General features: G+C 43.8%; 18 protein-coding genes, 1 riboswitch and 1 other annotated feature. All 18 genes read right to left on the bottom strand.

The genetic code is table 11. The features are described 5' to 3' along the window. Nucleotides 1–18 precede the first annotated feature (18 nt). The 18 genes from pyrP to spoIIGA all read right to left on the bottom strand — a co-directional run bounded on the left by pyrP (nucleotide 19) and on the right by spoIIGA (nucleotide 16,571). Complete coding sequence (gene pyrP, locus NYE56_RS07890) at nucleotides 19–1,326, bottom strand: uracil permease PyrP (protein WP_268555239.1); 1,308 nt, start codon at nucleotides 1,324–1,326, stop codon at nucleotides 19–21. A 174-nt stretch (nucleotides 1,327–1,500) separates the two neighbouring features. Beyond that, on the bottom strand, nucleotides 1,501–2,046 hold the full coding sequence (gene pyrR, locus NYE56_RS07885) for a bifunctional pyrimidine operon transcriptional regulator/uracil phosphoribosyltransferase (RefSeq protein ID WP_003232127.1): 546 nt from the start codon (nucleotides 2,044–2,046) through the stop codon (nucleotides 1,501–1,503). Between the two features lie 182 nt (nucleotides 2,047–2,228). Beyond that, a complete protein-coding gene (locus NYE56_RS07880) occupies nucleotides 2,229–3,140 on the bottom strand; it encodes an RluA family pseudouridine synthase (RefSeq protein ID WP_003245307.1) in 912 nt (303 codons plus the stop codon). A gap of 1 nt (nucleotide 3,141) precedes the next feature. Further along, nucleotides 3,142–3,606: a signal peptidase II gene (gene lspA / locus NYE56_RS07875; protein WP_003245047.1), complete on the bottom strand. Its 465-nt coding sequence runs from the start codon at nucleotides 3,604–3,606 to the stop codon at nucleotides 3,142–3,144. A gap of 102 nt (nucleotides 3,607–3,708) precedes the next feature. Next, nucleotides 3,709–4,083: a sporulation-related RNA polymerase-binding protein YlyA gene (gene ylyA, locus NYE56_RS07870; RefSeq protein WP_003245479.1), complete on the bottom strand. Its 375-nt coding sequence runs from the start codon at nucleotides 4,081–4,083 to the stop codon at nucleotides 3,709–3,711. A 144-nt stretch (nucleotides 4,084–4,227) separates the two neighbouring features. Next, the gene (gene ileS, locus NYE56_RS07865; RefSeq protein ID WP_123373547.1) at nucleotides 4,228–6,993 is read right to left on the bottom strand and encodes an isoleucine--tRNA ligase; all 2,766 of its coding nucleotides are present in this window, start codon (nucleotides 6,991–6,993) and stop codon (nucleotides 4,228–4,230) included. A 52-nt stretch (nucleotides 6,994–7,045) separates the two neighbouring features. After that, nucleotides 7,046–7,272: a binding site (T-box leader), on the bottom strand. A gap of 62 nt (nucleotides 7,273–7,334) precedes the next feature. Beyond that, entirely contained in the window at nucleotides 7,335–7,829 is a 495-nt protein-coding gene (divIVA, locus tag NYE56_RS07860) for a septum site-determining protein DivIVA (RefSeq protein WP_003221468.1), read from the bottom strand. Between the two features lie 93 nt (nucleotides 7,830–7,922). Further along, the gene (locus tag NYE56_RS07855) at nucleotides 7,923–8,696 is read right to left on the bottom strand and encodes a YlmH family RNA-binding protein (RefSeq protein ID WP_341283687.1); all 774 of its coding nucleotides are present in this window, start codon (nucleotides 8,694–8,696) and stop codon (nucleotides 7,923–7,925) included. 60 nt (nucleotides 8,697–8,756) lie between these two features. Continuing rightward, on the bottom strand, nucleotides 8,757–9,029 hold the full coding sequence (locus NYE56_RS07850) for a YggT family protein (RefSeq protein WP_003221463.1): 273 nt from the start codon (nucleotides 9,027–9,029) through the stop codon (nucleotides 8,757–8,759). Nucleotides 9,030–9,035: 6 nt separating this feature from the next. Continuing rightward, nucleotides 9,036–9,491, bottom strand: coding sequence for a cell division protein SepF (sepF, locus tag NYE56_RS07845; protein WP_014476753.1), 456 nt, complete (start codon nucleotides 9,489–9,491; stop codon nucleotides 9,036–9,038). Continuing rightward, the gene (locus NYE56_RS07840; RefSeq protein ID WP_014479734.1) at nucleotides 9,488–10,180 is read right to left on the bottom strand and encodes a YggS family pyridoxal phosphate-dependent enzyme; all 693 of its coding nucleotides are present in this window, start codon (nucleotides 10,178–10,180) and stop codon (nucleotides 9,488–9,490) included. The genes sepF and NYE56_RS07840 overlap by 4 nt, the downstream gene beginning before the upstream one ends. Before the next feature lie 6 nt (nucleotides 10,181–10,186). After that, a complete protein-coding gene (pgeF, locus tag NYE56_RS07835; RefSeq protein ID WP_341283686.1) occupies nucleotides 10,187–11,023 on the bottom strand; it encodes a peptidoglycan editing factor PgeF in 837 nt (278 codons plus the stop codon). Between the two features lie 162 nt (nucleotides 11,024–11,185). Continuing rightward, nucleotides 11,186–11,431 (bottom strand): YlmC/YmxH family sporulation protein, encoded by a 246-nt coding sequence (locus NYE56_RS07830; RefSeq protein ID WP_003232153.1) that lies wholly within the window; start codon nucleotides 11,429–11,431, stop codon nucleotides 11,186–11,188. A gap of 82 nt (nucleotides 11,432–11,513) precedes the next feature. Then, on the bottom strand, nucleotides 11,514–12,794 hold the full coding sequence (gene ylmB / locus NYE56_RS07825; RefSeq protein ID WP_341283685.1) for an N-formyl-4-amino-5-aminomethyl-2-methylpyrimidine deformylase: 1,281 nt from the start codon (nucleotides 12,792–12,794) through the stop codon (nucleotides 11,514–11,516). A gap of 87 nt (nucleotides 12,795–12,881) precedes the next feature. After that, nucleotides 12,882–12,983: riboswitch (TPP riboswitch) on the bottom strand. A gap of 12 nt (nucleotides 12,984–12,995) precedes the next feature. Next, nucleotides 12,996–13,790, bottom strand: coding sequence for an ABC transporter ATP-binding protein (locus NYE56_RS07820; protein ID WP_029317772.1), 795 nt, complete (start codon nucleotides 13,788–13,790; stop codon nucleotides 12,996–12,998). Nucleotides 13,791–13,937: 147 nt separating this feature from the next. Next, nucleotides 13,938–14,720 (bottom strand): RNA polymerase sporulation sigma factor SigG, encoded by a 783-nt coding sequence (gene sigG / locus NYE56_RS07815; RefSeq protein WP_009967190.1) that lies wholly within the window; start codon nucleotides 14,718–14,720, stop codon nucleotides 13,938–13,940. Nucleotides 14,721–14,859: 139 nt separating this feature from the next. After that, the gene (gene sigE / locus NYE56_RS07810) at nucleotides 14,860–15,579 is read right to left on the bottom strand and encodes an RNA polymerase sporulation sigma factor SigE (protein ID WP_003221446.1); all 720 of its coding nucleotides are present in this window, start codon (nucleotides 15,577–15,579) and stop codon (nucleotides 14,860–14,862) included. Nucleotides 15,580–15,641: 62 nt separating this feature from the next. Further along, on the bottom strand, nucleotides 15,642–16,571 hold the full coding sequence (gene spoIIGA, locus NYE56_RS07805) for a sigma-E processing peptidase SpoIIGA (protein WP_341284388.1): 930 nt from the start codon (nucleotides 16,569–16,571) through the stop codon (nucleotides 15,642–15,644). Between the last annotated feature and the right edge of the window lie 117 nt (nucleotides 16,572–16,688).

Raw genomic sequence — 16,688 nt, 5'->3', positions numbered from 1 at the left:
GACTTTCATTAAAAGGTTTTAGATATGATGTTGTTCAGATGTGTCTGCCTGCTCTTCCTTCGCCTGCGGAAGAATCAGGTTTAAGATGACACCGACAATTGCGGCAAGCGCCATTCCTGACACTTGGAATCCGCCCTGAGATACTTGGATAAAAGCGCCTCCTACACCGATGACAAGGATAACTGATGTAATAATGAGGTTTCTGTTGTTTTCATAATCAATTTTGTTGTCAATCAGCATTCTCAGGCCGCTTGAAGCAATGATTCCGAACAGCAGGAAGGAGACGCCTCCCATGACCGCTGACGGCACTGAACTGATCAGCGCTGAAATTTTGCCGATAAAGCCGAAGCAAAGGGCAATCACTGCCGCGCCCCCGATGACAAAGACGCTGAATACTCTTGTGATGGCCAGCACGCCAATGTTTTCTCCGTAAGTAGTCGTCGGAGGGCCGCCGATCAGAGAAGCAACAATTGTCGCCACGCTGTCACCCATAATGGAGCGATGCAATCCCGGCTTTTTAATGAAATCTTGTCCAACAACCTTACTCAGCACCATTTGGTGGCCGATATGCTCTGACATTGTGACAAATGCGACAGGAACCATTGCGGCTGCGATGCCGAGTGTAACTGACGGTGAATAATCTTTGAACGGAATGATAAATTCAGGCACTGCAAACCATTTCGCGTCAAGCACCGGCTGGAAGTTGACAATCCCTTGAGTAAGGGCAAACAGGTATCCGCCGATGATTCCGATCAGAACCGGAATCAGGCTTAAAAATCCTCGTAAGAAAATCGCACAAATAATCGTGATTGCCAGCGTAACTCCTGCGACACTAAAGTGCTTTAAGCTGTAGACCAACTCACTCGCGTTCGGATCAGCATACATCGCCATATTTACTGCAGTGCTTGCCAGTCCCAGCCCGATGACGATAATAACAGGCCCTACGACTACAGGCGGGAGAATCTTCATCAGCCATCCTGTTCCAAGCTGCCTAATCAATAAGGCAATCAGCCCGTACACCAGCCCTGCAAGAAACGCTCCAACCATTGCCGCTCCCGGCCCGCCGGTCGCTTTTACCAGAATGATCGGAGAAATAAAGGCGAAGGATGAACCGAGATACGCCGGAATTTGTCCTTTGGTAATAAGAAGGTACGCCAGTGTTCCGATGCCGCTTGTCACCAACGCCACAGCAGGACTCATTCCGACGAGCTTCGGAACCAAAATGGTTGAGCCAAACATGGCAAACAAATGCTGAAGGCTGAATGAAACCCAAGAGAAAGGTGTCGGGACATCCCTGACCCCTAAATTTACTTTTTTCTTACTCATGATGATTTCCCCCTGATTGTTGACTTTCATTTTTAGGATGACTCAATGACTGTATAAAAAAACCTCTTTGCTTTTTTACGCAAAGAGGCATACAAAGACCTGCCGAATGCTTTTTGGGCCTTTGTTGTGCACCTCTTTGCAACCTCTCTGGATTGCCCTTAAAAAGGTGATCTATTATTCGTTTTCATAAATGGCGACGAGATCGTTTTGGTCTACCTCATCAAGCTGAACCATAACCTTTTCTGACTTTGATGTCGGGATGTTTTTTCCGATATAATCCGCTCGGATCGGCAGCTCCCGGTGTCCTCTGTCCACAAGCACTGCAAGCTGAATGGAGGAAGGTCTGCCTACATCAACAAGCGCATCCATACCTGCTCTGACTGTTCTTCCGGTATACAGGACATCATCAACGAGAATGACTTTTTGATCTGTGATATCTACCGGAATATCTGCACCTTTTACAAGCGGTTCATCGTTGCTCGTTTTTTTAGAAAGATCGTCTCTGTAAAGAGTAATATCAATTTCACCGACTGTAACAGGATTTCCCTCAATCTGTTCAATGCGTTCCGCAAGGCGTTTTGCCAGGTAAATCCCTCTTGTCTTAATGCCGACAAGAATGCAGTTATTCATTCCTTTATTGCGTTCGATCATTTCGTGAGCAATCCTGGTCAGCGCCCGTCTGATTGCCTGTTCGTCGAGAATGACAGCTTTTTGATTCAATGTGTGACACCTCACAGTTCATATAGAAGAAAAAACCCCTCCTGCCAGAGCATAGAGGGGTTTTAGGACAAGGTACGCGCCTGTACACGCATCCCGTCTATCCGTTATCCTTCTCAGCCTCTCTGGACTGTTTTAAAGAATCTATTCAGCTTCGTTTATTATTTCAGAAAAGAAACACGCTGTCAACCGTTTTTTCTGAGGTTTTCGATTAATTCTGCCATATCCTCAGGAAGCGGCGCTTCAAATTCGACATATTCTCCTGTTCGCGGATGGTCAAAACCTAAAACTCCTGCGTGAAGCGCTTGGCCATTAAAGTCGATTGTTTTTCTTGGGCCGTATTTCGGATCGCCTGCTAATGGGAATCCGATATATTTCATATGAACACGAATTTGATGGGTTCTCCCTGTTTCAAGCTGGCATTCCACTAACGTAAAATCCTGAAAACGCTCTAGTACATGAAAATGAGTGACAGCGTTTTTGCCATCACGTGTCACAGTCATGCTTTGACGGTCTTTCTTATCTCGTCCGATCGGCGCATCAATTGTTCCGTCATCGTGAGAAATAAGCCCGTGGACAACGGCCGTATATTTTCGGGTGACCGTTTTGTTGACCAATTGGTTTACGAGTGACTCGTGTGCCATATCATTTTTCGCCACCATTAATAACCCGGACGTGTCCTTATCGATTCTGTGAACAATACCCGGACGCATCACGCCATTTATACCGGAAAGGTCTGTGCAATGAGCCATAAGGCCGTTTACAAGTGTGCCCGTAAGATGCCCGGGTGCTGGGTGAACAACCATTCCGCGAGGTTTGTTGACGACCAGCACATCCTGGTCCTCATAATAAATATCCAGATCCATAGGCTCTGCCAAGACGTCGAGCGCTTCCGGTTCGGGTACAGTGACGGTCACTTGATCACCCGGCTGAATTTTATAATTCGCTTTCACCGCGCTTCCGTTCACGACAACCTGTCCGTCTTTTACCCATTGCTGAACCTGGGTTCTTGACCAATCATTCTCAGTTGATGCCAAAAATTTATCAATCCGCTCACTTTTTTGTTCTTCTGAAGCGGTTATATCAATTTGATTCATGCTATTGCTCCTTTTTCTTTTTCCCGCTGTCCAACAGCATTTGTATAAATAAAAGCATTACGCCGACACATAGTGAAGAGTCCGCGATGTTAAATATCGGGTAATTGTAATTGACAATAATAACATGGATAAAATCCACAACTTCCTGTCTGACAGCCCGATCGATAAAGTTGCCGATGGCACCGCCAAGCATAAGTCCGAGGGCAACGCCAAGAAGCCTTTGTCCTTTTGTATAACGCTGTATGTAATAAACAATACCAATAATAACAGCGGTTGTTATGAGGTAGAAAAACCACATTTGCCCCGCTAATATCCCCCAAGCAGCACCCGTATTGCGATGGGAGGTGATATAGAATACCTGATCAATGATCGGAATGCTTTGGCCAAGTTCCATGTTCTTAACAACTAGCCATTTTGTCAATTGATCGGCTGCAATAATAAGTAGTGCAATCATATAATACAGCACAAACGTTCCTCCAGTTTACGGTTACTTTAATCCATTATGCATTTTATCAATAAAAAGCACTGGAGTAAAGAAATATCAGGCATATTAACCGGCCAGACACTGTTATTCATACAGTGCCTGACCATATTCGATATCCGTTGATTTCCATATCGGAAGCGTTTTTTTCTCAAATTGGACAGAATAAAGAAAATCGTTTGCTGTTCGGGCCGTCGGCAGCACTGCCAGCTTTGCAAGAGGAATGGGAGCCCCGGTTTCTTCACAGTATCCGAATGTGCCGTTTTCGATTTTGGACAATGCAAGGAGAACGTCTTGAAGCTCTTCTTTAATATGGTAGATCAGAGTTGCTTTTTGTTTTTGATTGATTGCTGCTTGCGGGCTTGTAGAAACCTGAAAGCAAGAATACTCAAATAATCTCGACTGTAATTCTTCTTTCATCAGAAGAAGTTCCGTATAAATTGCGGTCAGTTGATCATTCATTCTTCACAACTCCTGCTCTTAACGTAGTATCTTTATTGTTGCCTGTGAATGATGATCTAAAGCCCATAAGATTTTTCCTGTCGTTCTAAAGGATGTCACTCTTGGCACAAAAAAAGCCCGGCTTTTACGTCGGGCTCTTTTGCATTATTTTTGATAGTATTTTTCAACGATTTCAGCGTTGCGTAATGAAAGTGTAGGATATTTCGGATTTGCCCCTACATCTTTTGAAATCACACGAGATCTCTCACACATTTCGCCTTCCGCTTTCTCGACAGCGATTTTACCTGTCGCAAAGCTTTGCGCATCGTTCGGCGCTTCATTTTCTTCGCTGATTGTCAGTTCAGACACAATAAACAGCTGAGAAAGGTTTTCTTTTATGGAAGCCAAGAGCTCCTTGTTTTCTTTGTTTGGATACAATTTCAGGTTTGCTTCCAAAGATTTACCGATAATTTTTTCATTTCGCGCAGTTTCTAATGCTTTTAACACGTCATCACGAAGAGCCATAAAGCGGTCAAATTTTTCTTCAGTCGCTTCACTGTTTGGAACCGCGATTGTTTCCGGCATATCGGTCAGCTGAACGCTCTGCTCTTCAACAAATGTTAAATGAGACCACAATTCGTCTGCCGTATGTGGAAGGATAGGCGCTGAAAGCTTCACTAATGCAAGAAGCGTTTCGTAGAATACTGTCTGCATGCTGCGTCTATCCGGATGATCCGCATGCTCGATGTAGACAATATCTTTTGCAAAATCAAGGTAGAATGAGCTCAATTCGATTGTGCAGAAATTATGAATGCTGTGATACACAACCGCAAATTCGTACTCATCATACGCTTTTTTCACTTTATCAATCAGCTTGTTCAGCTTAATCAGCATATACTGATCCACTTCACGAAGATCTTCGACAGCCACCGCATTTGTTTTTGGATCAAAATCGAAAAGGTTGCCGTGAAGGAAACGGAACGTGTTGCGGATTTTACGATATACTTCCGCAACCTGCTTTAGAATGGCGTCAGACACGCGAACGTCCGCCTGATAATCCACTGAAGATACCCATAATCTTAAGATGTCGGCACCAAGCTGTTTCATGACTTTAGCCGGAACAACAACGTTACCGATTGATTTACTCATCTTGCGTCCTTCTCCATCCAGTGCGAACCCATGGCTGAGCACACCTTTATACGGCGCTTTCCCTGTTACGGCTACTGCTGTAGAAAGAGAAGAGTTAAACCAGCCGCGATATTGGTCAGATCCCTCTAGGTATAAATCAGCCGGGCGAACGAGGTCTTCACGTTCTTCAAGCACTGCTTGATGTGAAGAGCCTGAATCAAACCAAACATCCATGATATCCTGTTCTTTTGTAAATGTGCCGTTCGGGCTGCCAGGATGCGTAAAGCCTTCCGGAAGAAGATCCTTTGCTTCTTTTTCAAACCAAATGTTTGATCCGTGCTGTCTGAACAATTCAGAAACATGTTCAATGGTTTCATCTGTAATAATCGGTTCTCCGTTTTCAGCGTAAAATACCGGAATCGGCACACCCCACGCACGCTGTCTGGAAATACACCAGTCTCCGCGGTCCCGAACCATGTTGTGCAAACGCTGCTCGCCCCATTCAGGAACCCATTTGGTTTCTTTAATGGCATCCAGCAGGTCTGATCTGAAATCTTTAATAGACGCAAACCATTGCGCTGTCGCTCTGAAAATGGTTGGTTTTTTTGTTCTCCAATCATGCGGATAAGAGTGAGTAATGAATTCAAGCTTCACAAGTGCGCCTTTTTCATCGAGCTGCTGTGTGATCGCTTTGTTTGCATCATCATAGAACATGCCTTCAAAGCCAGGAGCTTCGCTTGTCATTACACCTTTTTCATCGACCGGGCAAAGCACATCTAAACCGTATTTTTGGCCGATGATAAAGTCATCTTCCCCATGTCCTGGCGCTGTATGAACACAGCCTGTTCCGGCATCAGTTGTTACGTGTTCACCAAGCATAACGAGAGAGTCTCTGCCATATAGCGGGTGTTCAGCGATAATGTTCTCAAGGTCTTTCCCTTTGACCGTTCTTGTCACTTCATACTGATCAAATCCGCATGCCGATGCAACATTTTCGACTAAGGCACTTGCTACGACAAAGCGGTCTTCACCTACTGCAATCACGCTGTACTCAAGATCAGGGTGCACTGAGATTCCGAGGTTCGCCGGAATTGTCCAAGGCGTTGTTGTCCAAATGATGATGCGCTCGCCGTTTTCAAGAACGCCTTTTCCGTCTTTTACACCAAAAGCGACGTAAATAGATGCTGAACGTTTGTCTTGATATTCGATCTCGGCTTCAGCCAGAGCAGACTCACTTGAAGGTGACCAGTTAACCGGTTTAAGGCCTTTGTAAATGTAGCCTCGTTTTGCCATTTCACCAAATACGCGGATTTGCTGCGCTTCGTATTCCGGTTTTAATGTCACATATGGGTTTTCCCAGTCACCGCGGACACCAAGACGTTTGAATTGCTCACGCTGTCCCTCGATTTGCTTCCAAGCGTACTCTTCGCACAGTTTGCGGAATTCCGCTACTGACATTTCTTTGCGGTTGACTTTTTTGTTTTTTGTCAGAGCTGTTTCAATTGGCAATCCGTGTGTATCCCAGCCCGGCACATACGGTGCGTTGTAGCCGCTCATTGATTTATAGCGGACAATGAAATCTTTCAAAATCTTATTAAGCGCATGGCCCATATGGATGTCGCCGTTTGCATACGGAGGTCCGTCATGTAAAACAAATTTCGGGCGGTCTTTCGTCCGTTCCTGAACAAGACGGTAGATATCCTCTTCCTCCCATTTTTTTTGAATGTCAGGCTCACGGTTTGGCAAATTTCCACGCATCGGGAAATCTGTTTTCGGCATTAAGAGCGTGTCTTTAAAATCCATTTTCATTCCTCCACTGCATTTTTTCAGAAAATAAAAAAAGCCCTCTCATCCCATAAGGGACGAGAAAGCTTATCTCGCGGTACCACCCTTTTAGAAAAAGCAAGCATACACTTTTTCCTCTTGAGCATCGTAACGTGATGAACGTCCTAACCTACTGTGAGTTCAGCAAGGAAACTAAAGGGCTGATCTACATGATTCCGGCCATCCCGGACTCTCACCATCTCCGGGTCGCTATGAAGGCCTGAAGGAAACATGACTGTCCCTTTCAACCGTTTTTTCATCTGAATTTATGAACGTATTATATTCGACAAGCTAAGAAAATGTCAAGATAATCAGAGAATTTATTCCTTTTCCTCAAATACAGCGTCGACTTCATACTCAAGGAGATGATCCCAATCGTCATTTTTCAGAAGATCAAGCTGAGCTTCAATCAGCATTTGGAAACGTGTTCTGAACACTTTAGACTGTTTTTTCAGCTCTTCAATTTCCATTGCAATTTTTCTTGATTTTGATAACGATTCGTTGATAATGCGATCAGCGTTTTTCTCCGCTTCCCGAACAATCAGCTTTGCCTCTTTTTGAGAATTGCGTTTTACGTCTTCAGCCGCTTCTTGAGCAACTAAAATTGATTTATTCAATGTTTCCTCAATATTGGCAAAGTGTCCGATTCTTTCATCAAGCTCATTGACTTTCGCTTCAAGCTCAGTTTTCTTGCGGAGAACAATTTCGTAATCTTTTCTGACTTGGGCTAGGAATTCATTTACTTCATCTTCATCATATCCGCGAAAACTTTTTGTAAACGTCTTGTTGTGAATATCATTTGGCGTTAATGGCATGATGCCACCTCCATTTTTACATTTCAGTACGGTTATCTAGTTCACATTATAAAACAAATTTCGCACAGATGGAGAAAAAAACTGAAAAACCGACTATTTTTGTCGTTCAAACGTAACTCTCCATTTGTCTTTTTTGGTTTTCCCTTCGATTTTTGTTAAGCTGCACCGGCCAAAACCTCTGATTGACAGCATGTCCCCTTCCGCGACTATGTATGAAGGATCTTCAACCACCTTCCAGTTCACTTTCACAAGGCCGTTTTTCACAAGCGTCTGTGATTTCTGGCGGGATTGCCTGCTCATAGAGGCACAGACGGCGTCAAGCCTTAAAGAAGAAACCGTGTTATCTCTTATTTCGACATCAACTGCTGGAATGTTAAGGTCTGACAAGTCGATTTTCTCTAGGCTAACCGCCGCTTTGCCTGCTTGGGTCAGCTGTGCAGCCACAAAATCAGCGGTATCGGCTGAGACAATCAATTGCACTGCTGTCTCAGAAAACACGATGTCACCGAATTTTTGCCGCTTTAATCCTATGCCCATTAATGCACCAAGCAGAGAACGATGATCTACTGAGACAAACTTGTCAGCATAACGGACGTTAAACGCCTGCAATTCAAAATCCGATTCTTCCGGAGTAATGTACTCTGGATACAGAATCGCCCGTTTTCGCTCCGCTCTGTCATAGCCGCCGGAAAAAGCAAGCCCGACGTCAGCCTGTCCCGTAACAGCAGAGAGGATGACCTGCTCTCGGGGGTCTAAAAAGTCGGTCAGCTTCATCCGGTACTGCTCCTGGACAATTCTTTTCCATTCGAGCGCCTGATCAATAAAGGCCCGCTCGTCTTTTCTGAAGTGCTGATATATATCGCTCATCGTCTTTCCCTTCTATGTAAAGAGGCTTGGCTGCTGCCAAGCCCCTATCAAACTGTCACATTAAAACGCAATCATGCGATAAAGTCCCCACAAGCCGGTTGTCGCAAACCGAAGCACAAGTATTGCTACGATTGGTGAAATATCCAGCATTGCAATCGGAGGGATGATTTTTCTGAATGGTTCGAGATATGGTTCACAAATCGAAGCCAAAAAACGCCCGACTGCTGTTTCCCTCGTACTCGGCACCCATGACATAAAAATATATATGATCAGGGCAAATGAGTATATTGTAATTAATAAGCTTAAAACCGAAAAAACTTGATAAAGGATCATCTCGCTTTACCACCTCTGATGTTCGTCTTCAGATATGAGCTCAGAAATTGTGCCTGATACATCTACGTTGTCAGGCGTGCAGAGGAAAATATCTGAGCCGATTCTTTGAATATCGCCGCCGATGGCATAAACGGTTCCGCTTAAAAAGTCAACAATCCGCTTCGCCTGGTCATGCTGTATCCGCTGAAGATTGACGACAACTGCCCGCCGGTTCTTCAAATGGTCGGCTATTTCCTGCGCCTCCGCATAAACGCGCGGCTCACTCAACACCACTTTAGAGGATTTCTGAACACTTTGCAAGCTCACTACATTCTGTTTGCCCGCAGGTTTATTCCCCGTATAAGCCGGCTTTTCTTTTTGCTCATGCTCCTCATGAGATTCCCGCTCTGTCTCAATATATTCATATTCGTATTCTTCATCTTCCATTGAGAAAAAGTTTTTCAGTTTATTTTTCATACTCATTGCTGTACACCCCCTGTTTCATTTCCGACTAACGATGAGCCGATTCTAATATAAGTAGCTCCTTCTTCAATTGCAATTTCAAAATCATTTGACATGCCCATCGACAGTTCAGTACACGGAGCATTCGGCTGGTTCAGCTTCTGAACCTGGTCACGGAGTTCTCTCAGCGACCTGAAACAGCTTCTGATCTGATCTTGATCATCAGTCAGCGGAGCCATTGTCATCAGCCCGGCAACAAGGATATGTTCGAAACCGGAAAGCTCCTGTATGAATGGAATGACTTCTTCTTTTTTCATGCCGTGTTTAGAAGGCTCAAGAGAGGTATTGACCTGCACAAAGCATCGTACAGTACCTTCAGCCCGTTTTTCAATTTCTTTCGCTAATGAGAGCCGGTCTAGGGAATGGATATAGGAAACCGCATTGACGACAGATTTTGCTTTTCTTGATTGCAGACTGCCGATAAAATGCCATTCCGGATTCCCTTTCATCAATTCCTGTTTGCGGAGCAGTTCCGCATCCCGATTCTCTCCGAGGCAGGTGATGCCAGCATCTACTGCCTCCTGTGCTCTTTCAGGCGATACATATTTAGTGACTGCAATAACCGTAACTTCATCGGAGCTGCGGCCCGATCTGTTACATGCTTCGTTTATTCGTTCGTTTATATGTCGTAAATTATCAACAACACGCAAGATCTTTTATGCCTCCTTCATTCCGATAAAGGACATCATCCGTCCAGTTTTCCCCTGATCGCGGCGGTGAGAATAGAAAAGAGACGGCTCGCTTTCCGTGCATAAACTGCTGACAGAAATTTGTTCACTTGCCAAACCGCTGTCCATCAGTATAAGACGGTTCAGCTCTTTCAGATCAAGCTGATATTGTGCCTTTGCCGTCTGATTAACGGCAAGGTCTGCTGAAACCGGCAATGCGCGGACAGCATCCATGACGCGGTCGTCTACCGTATAGCATGCTCCGCTGATAGACGGGCCAATAACAGCGTAAATATCTGAGGGATTTGAACCTTCCTTCTCAGTCCATTGCTTCACCATTTCTCTGCCAATCTGTTTGACGGTGCCTTTCCACCCGGCATGGGCGACTCCGACAAGCGACTTAACCGGATCATAAAAGAAAAGAGGCACACAATCAGCAAAGCATAATGCTAAAAATACATTTTTTTCATTTGCATAGAGCCCGTCCGTTGCTTTTAGAGCCGTGTGATACTCACGGGCGCCTTTTCCCCTATCCCTCTGCGTCACTTTCTGAACGCGATTATCATGTGTCTGATCAGCGAATACCCAAGACTGCAAATCAGTATTAAACATATCGGCAATATATTCACGATTTTTAACTACATCTGCATCTTTGTCATGAACGTGCAATCCTGTATTTAACGATTCAAAAGGCTTTTGGCTGACACCGCCGTTTTTTGTCGTAAATCCGGCAATGACCTCTTTGTTGTTTTGATTCGTTTGAGCCCAGTCTTGTATCATGAGTGTCGAGGGTGTGGTAAGACTGAATGGGTGATATGTATTCATGATGATCCAACCTTTCGACAAACATTTAAAAAAGCGGAATTTCCCACTTATTTTACCACATCTTACTGCATTCGTTGAGCGCCGATTTGCATATTTCTAAATGAAATGTGCCGGAAGAATCGAGACTTCCGGCATTTGCCAATTTGCGGCAGACAAGCAGGTTTATGCATGTGGTTCACTTAATCGGACCAAGATTACATCTTCCCCGATTTTTACAATATTTCGCCATGGAATGACCAATTCCTCTTCTTTTCCAAAAAATCCGAGAACTTTCCCATTTCCTCCTAGTATGATCGCCTGAATTTTACCAGTGGTCACATTGATATCAATATCACCAATACTCCCCAGCTTTTTTCCGTTTGAGACATTGACGACATCCTTTACCTGAAATTCTGAAATGCTGATCATTCCATCACGTCCTTTTTCCGTCCTTTTGTTCAAGTATATGAACGGGCAGGCTGAACCTTGTCAGCAAGAAGAAATTTTCATGTCATTGTTCTTTTTTCCGGCTGCACCAGCTGATGATAAAATCGAGTATAATTTTTGTATACTCTACTAGCTGCTCAATCGATACCTTCTCGTTCACAGAGTGTGCATTGTGCAGATCTCCAGGACCGTATATTACGCATGGAATACCGGCATCATACAGCCATCCGCCATCTGTAACTGATTGAGAAACGTCAATAATTGGACACTCCCGTTTCACTTTCTCATGAGAGGCAGTTAGCGCTAAGACGCCTGGGTGGCCAGGGTCAACTTCCAATGCCGGAAAAATTTCTCCTCTGTCTTCTATCATGGATGAGCCTCCCCACTTGAATACAGGGCGGTTTTCCCTAAGCCAAATATCACTGTCACTCAGCCGATTGACGTAATCTTCTATTTCCGCTGCCACTTGGTCATGGGTTTCATTCGGATAAAAATGGACTGTGATCCACAGCCGGCATTCGTCCGCTATAAAAGCCGCATGTCTGCCGCCTTCTATAACTGCCGGGTTAATCGTATTTGTGCCTGGTTTAAAACCGGGATAACTTTTCATAATGGACCAGTGGCGCTCAAGTTCACCGAGCCCCGCAATGACTTTTGCCATTTTTTCAATTGCGCTTGCTCCGAATGTTCCTCCGCCTGCGTGAATCATATTCCGTCTCGTTCCATCATGAAATGTTTGACTGCTTTTGATTTCGATCCAGCCTGTAATAACACCGCCTTGGCCTTGAATATGCATATCGCTCGTATCCGCGACAATTGCAAAATCAGCGTGGTAGCCCCTCTTGCAGCATTCAAGTGTGCCGGCTTCTCCAACTTCCTCCCCAATAACCGATTGCAGAATCAGATCACCGGGAAGCTCAATGCCGGCTTCACGAATGAATTTGACAGCAAACAGCACACAAGCCATTCCGCCCTTCATATCGGAAGCGCCTCGCCCGATTAAGAGACCGTTTTTTTCAATTGGATGAAACGGATTGTGCTCCCATTCTTCATCCTCTTTTACCTCTGCCACATCTACATGACCATTGATAATCAGGCTATAATAATCTGCTGAATCTGTTCCCTTTAGCTTCCCTACAACATTGGGATCTCCAGGGTACACATCCCATTTGTCGATCGAGAATCCCAATTCATTTAAAAAACCCGCAATCCATGACTGAATGCCCTCTGTATTTCTTGCAGGCGGAGCGGGTGTTTGATAAGAAATCAGTGTTTTAGCAAGCTGAATAAGCTCCTCCTTTTGTTCTTCCACTTTTTTGAGCAAAGAGTCTATTTGTTGATCCAATGTAAATCCGCTCCTATTCTTTAAAATCAAAAAAGCCGTTTCAAATGTGATGAAACGGCTTAATAAAAACAAACGGAGTCCGATGTACTCCGCTTTTCACCGCTTCCCTCCGCTGGCATGATCCAGATCAGGTCAAAAGGGTTGAGACAAAGTCTCTCTCAGCTTCGCAAAGCACCCCTAGGATGAATCTATATATGTTTGTCAGGCATTCGTTATCGGCTCAGCTCTTGTTAAAAACGGCCGATCCTGATTCCATAATACATGGATTGGCGTATCAAAAAAAGCGGAAAGTATTTGATCAGTAAGCATTTCCTTTATTTCTCCGGATCCAAAGACCTCTCCCTGTTTTAATAAAAGGGCTTTATCAAAGACAGGCAAAATTTCTTCAGCATGATGAGTCACATAAAGGATAGATGGTGCATTTTCTTTGTTTGCAATGTATGTAATCGTATCTAACAGCTTTTCCCGGGCAATAAAATCCAGTCCTGTGACTGGTTCATCCAGTATCAGCAGCTCCGGATCGGCCATTAGTGCTCTAGCAATCAATGCTCTTTGTTTTTCCCCTTGAGAAAGGGTTTCATAGCGGCGATCGGCATATTCAATTGCTCCCAAGTCCTCTAACAAACCTATCGCTTTTTCCCTGGTTTCCTTACTTGGCGTTTCATATAACCCAATCGAAGCGTAAGCTCCGCTCAAAGCAATTTCAAAGGCTGAATCTGCCGGATACAATTTTTGCTGAAGAGCTGCTGAGACGAGTCCAATTTTACGTCTGAGCTTTTCCCCAAGCTCTGTTTTGCCAAATTCATGGCCGAGCACCTGCATCTCGCCTGATGTTGGAAAATAATATGAGCAAAGCATATTTAACAGCGCTGTCTTCCCGGCGCCATTTAGGCCGTAAAGCACCCAATTTTCCTTTTCTTCCACCTTCCAATGAATATCTCTCAGTATCCATTTCCCATTCCGTTTTAGTGAGACATTGTCAAGCTGCAAAATCATCGTGGTCCTCCTCTTTATTGCCTTTTATAATTGTTCCAATTTTCATAAAACTTTGTACGAACTAGGATACCTTACTTTTTCCAAAACGTAAACCATCCGTAATCAATAGAAAAGCCTTTAAAACAACATCGTTTTAAAGGCTTTTCATTATTGATGAATATTTTTATTCATTTGTTTGATAGCCGCTTTTTCAAGTCTGGACACCTGCGCTTGAGAAATTCCGATTTCCTCGGCGACTTCCATTTGGGTTTTCCCTTGGAAGAATCGCTTTCTCAAAATCATTTTTTCCCTATCGTTCAGCCTTCTCATGCCCTCTTTTAAAGCCAGCTCTTCAATCCATTGTGAATCTGTGTTACGCTCATCACTGATTTGGTCCATCACATAGATCGGGTCTCCGCCGTCGTTATAGATCGGTTCAAATAGAGAAACCGGATCCTGGATGGCATCAAGCGCAAATACAATTTCCTCATGCGGTACTTCAAGAACTTTTGCGATGTCTTCTGCAGTCGGCTCCTTGCTTGTCTCACTGATTAACCGCTCTCTTACCTGAAGCGCCTTGTAAGCGATGTCCCGGAGTGATCTTGAGACACGGATCGGGTTATTATCGCGTAAATACCTGCGGATCTCTCCGATAATCATAGGTACAGCGTATGTTGAAAACTTAACATTGTGGCTTAGGTCAAAATTATCAATGGATTTCATTAGTCCGATGCAGCCAACTTGAAATAAGTCATCAACATACTCCCCTCTGTTATTAAATCGTTGAATGACACTTAAGACAAGACGCAAGTTCCCGTTTACAAGCTTTTCTCTTGCTGAATCATCGCCTTCATCCTGCAGCTGCCTAAACAGCTTTCTCATCTCTTCATTCTTGAGTACTGGTAATTTGGAGGTATCCACCCCGCAGATTTCGACTTTATTTCTCGACACTTTTTTCCCTCCCTACAGGAGCTGCTGTACAACGTTAAGTATCTCCTTGGGTGGGAAAAATATGCACTGCACTCAGACCGAAAAACCGTCGAAATCAGGAAATCCCTGTAAAATCAAGGGGTTTTAACCATAAAATTTTTTACACCATTTTGTTGAACTCTTTTCTCAACCTTTTTATAATTCTTTTCTCAAGCCGCGAAATATAAGACTGAGAAATCCCCATCATATCCGCTACATCCTTTTGGGTTTTTTCTTCTTCACCGACAAGCCCAAACCGCAGCTCCATGATTTGTTTTTCTCTCTCATTAAGCTGTTCAAGCGCTTTTTTCAAAAGCTTTTTATCGACGTTAGCTTCTATGTCTTTAGTGATGATGTCATCGTCAGTGCCGAGCACATCAGAAAGCAAAAGCTCATTGCCGTCCCAATCAATATTAAGCGGTTCATCAAAGGAAACCTCTGAACGGATTTTGTTATTTCTTCTTAAATACATCAGGATTTCATTTTCTATACACCGAGAGGCATAGGTAGCAAGCTTGATTTTCTTTTCTGGATTGAATGTATTCACAGCTTTGATTAGACCGATGGTACCGATGCTGATTAAATCCTCTATATTAATTCCCGTATTTTCAAATTTACGGGCGATATATACGACCAGACGCAAATTGCGTTCAATTAGAATGGCGCGCGCCGCCTGATCGCCGTTTGGGAGCTTCATTAACAAAACCTGCTCCTCATCTTTAGATAATGGAGGCGGCAGGGCTTCACTCCCGCCTATGTAATAGACTTCATCACTTTTCAGCCCAAGTTTCATCAGCAGCTTATACCAGAGGTGCGTCAACCGTAATTTCAGTTTTTTCATCTTCCTCTCCCTTCTAAATGTCACGCCGTTTGAGTATGATAAGTAACGGACATTTGCGAACATTATGAAACGTGTTTGACAGCCTTGCCCGAAAGCATTTTCGGATGAATAATCGCGTCAAACTCTCCATCTGCCGACAGCTTTGTTGTGCTGATGCCGATTAAACATTTATCTGCAGAAATCATTTCTTCTTTTGTCATAATCGTTACGTGATCCGGTTTAACGCATAATAAAAATTGATTTTGCTGACCAACTCCCCTGTATGGAATCAACCTCATTTTATCTAAAAAGCGAAAGGAATCATCGAGCTGTTCGATGGCTTCCAATGGGTCTGTGTTTCGAATGATCATCGTTTCGGCTGTTCCGAAAATCGGCTCCAGTTTATCAATGTAAATGATCATTACCGGTGTTTTTGTAAGAGGATCGTACAGCTGATTACCGGAATCAATCAGGCCTCTGACATGAAGTGTTTGGCTGCCCAAATCTGCCTGCACGCTGACTCGTTCATCATATTGAATGTTTTTTGTTTCAATATCTTCAATTCTTCTTTTAGAAAAAAACCATAATACTGGAAAGCCTCCAACAATAAACAACCAGCTGATCGGGTCTCCAAACCCTGTTTGATTGGTAATCATAACACCGTTTTGAACAATAGAATTTGACTGCAGCAAAGAATGGGCCCCGATAATTCCTCCCCCCATTAAAAAAGTGGCAAAATAAAAGGAAAACAAATTTTGAAAGAAAAACCGAAATCTTTTAAAGCCAAATGTCACCACCACAATTACAACTGAAAAAGCTAGCTTCCCAGCCGGATGTTCAACAATCGGCGAAAAAGGAGTAAACATCAAAAGGACAATACTGGAACCGATGAACGCTCCGCCTACCAGTCTTCTTTTTTTTACATGCCGTTTTAAAATAAATGCCGTGAGCAAAAGCAAAAGTGCATCAAAACAAAAGTTTAACAGCCAAATGACATCTAAATAGATTTTCACATCTGACTCCTTTCTTTCTTGCCTCACGCTGTTCCCCTTCTTGCTTCATAAGTATAAAGCAAGCTCTGTGGGAAAGTCTGTCAATTAATGTTGAGAGGAAAATACAATTTTTCAGGG

Source organism: Bacillus sp. FSL R5-0603 (assembly GCF_038050295.1).
Taxonomy (GTDB): Bacteria; Bacillota; Bacilli; order Bacillales; family Bacillaceae; genus Bacillus; species Bacillus subtilis.
This window is presented reverse-complemented; position numbering and strand designations above follow the sequence as displayed.

Coding starts and splice junctions, on each gene's coding strand:
- pyrP (WP_268555239.1), bottom strand. CDS start 1,326: ATGAGTAAGAAAAAAGTAAATTTAGGGGTCAGGGATGTCCCGACACCT.
- NYE56_RS07880 (WP_003245307.1), bottom strand. CDS start 3,140: ATGAATCAAATTGATATAACCGCTTCAGAAGAACAAAAAAGTGAGCGG.
- ylyA (WP_003245479.1), bottom strand. CDS start 4,083: ATGAATGATCAACTGACCGCAATTTATACGGAACTTCTTCTGATGAAA.
- ileS (WP_123373547.1), bottom strand. CDS start 6,993: ATGGATTTTAAAGACACGCTCTTAATGCCGAAAACAGATTTCCCGATG.
- divIVA (WP_003221468.1), bottom strand. CDS start 7,829: ATGCCATTAACGCCAAATGATATTCACAACAAGACGTTTACAAAAAGT.
- NYE56_RS07855 (WP_341283687.1), bottom strand. CDS start 8,696: ATGAGCGATATATATCAGCACTTCAGAAAAGACGAGCGGGCCTTTATT.
- NYE56_RS07850 (WP_003221463.1), bottom strand. CDS start 9,029: ATGATCCTTTATCAAGTTTTTTCGGTTTTAAGCTTATTAATTACAATA.
- sepF (WP_014476753.1), bottom strand. CDS start 9,491: ATGAGTATGAAAAATAAACTGAAAAACTTTTTCTCAATGGAAGATGAA.
- pgeF (WP_341283686.1), bottom strand. CDS start 11,023: ATGAATACATATCACCCATTCAGTCTTACCACACCCTCGACACTCATG.
- NYE56_RS07830 (WP_003232153.1), bottom strand. CDS start 11,431: ATGATCAGCATTTCAGAATTTCAGGTAAAGGATGTCGTCAATGTCTCA.
- NYE56_RS07820 (WP_029317772.1), bottom strand. CDS start 13,790: ATGATTTTGCAGCTTGACAATGTCTCACTAAAACGGAATGGGAAATGG.
- sigE (WP_003221446.1), bottom strand. CDS start 15,579: ATGAAAAAACTGAAATTACGGTTGACGCACCTCTGGTATAAGCTGCTG.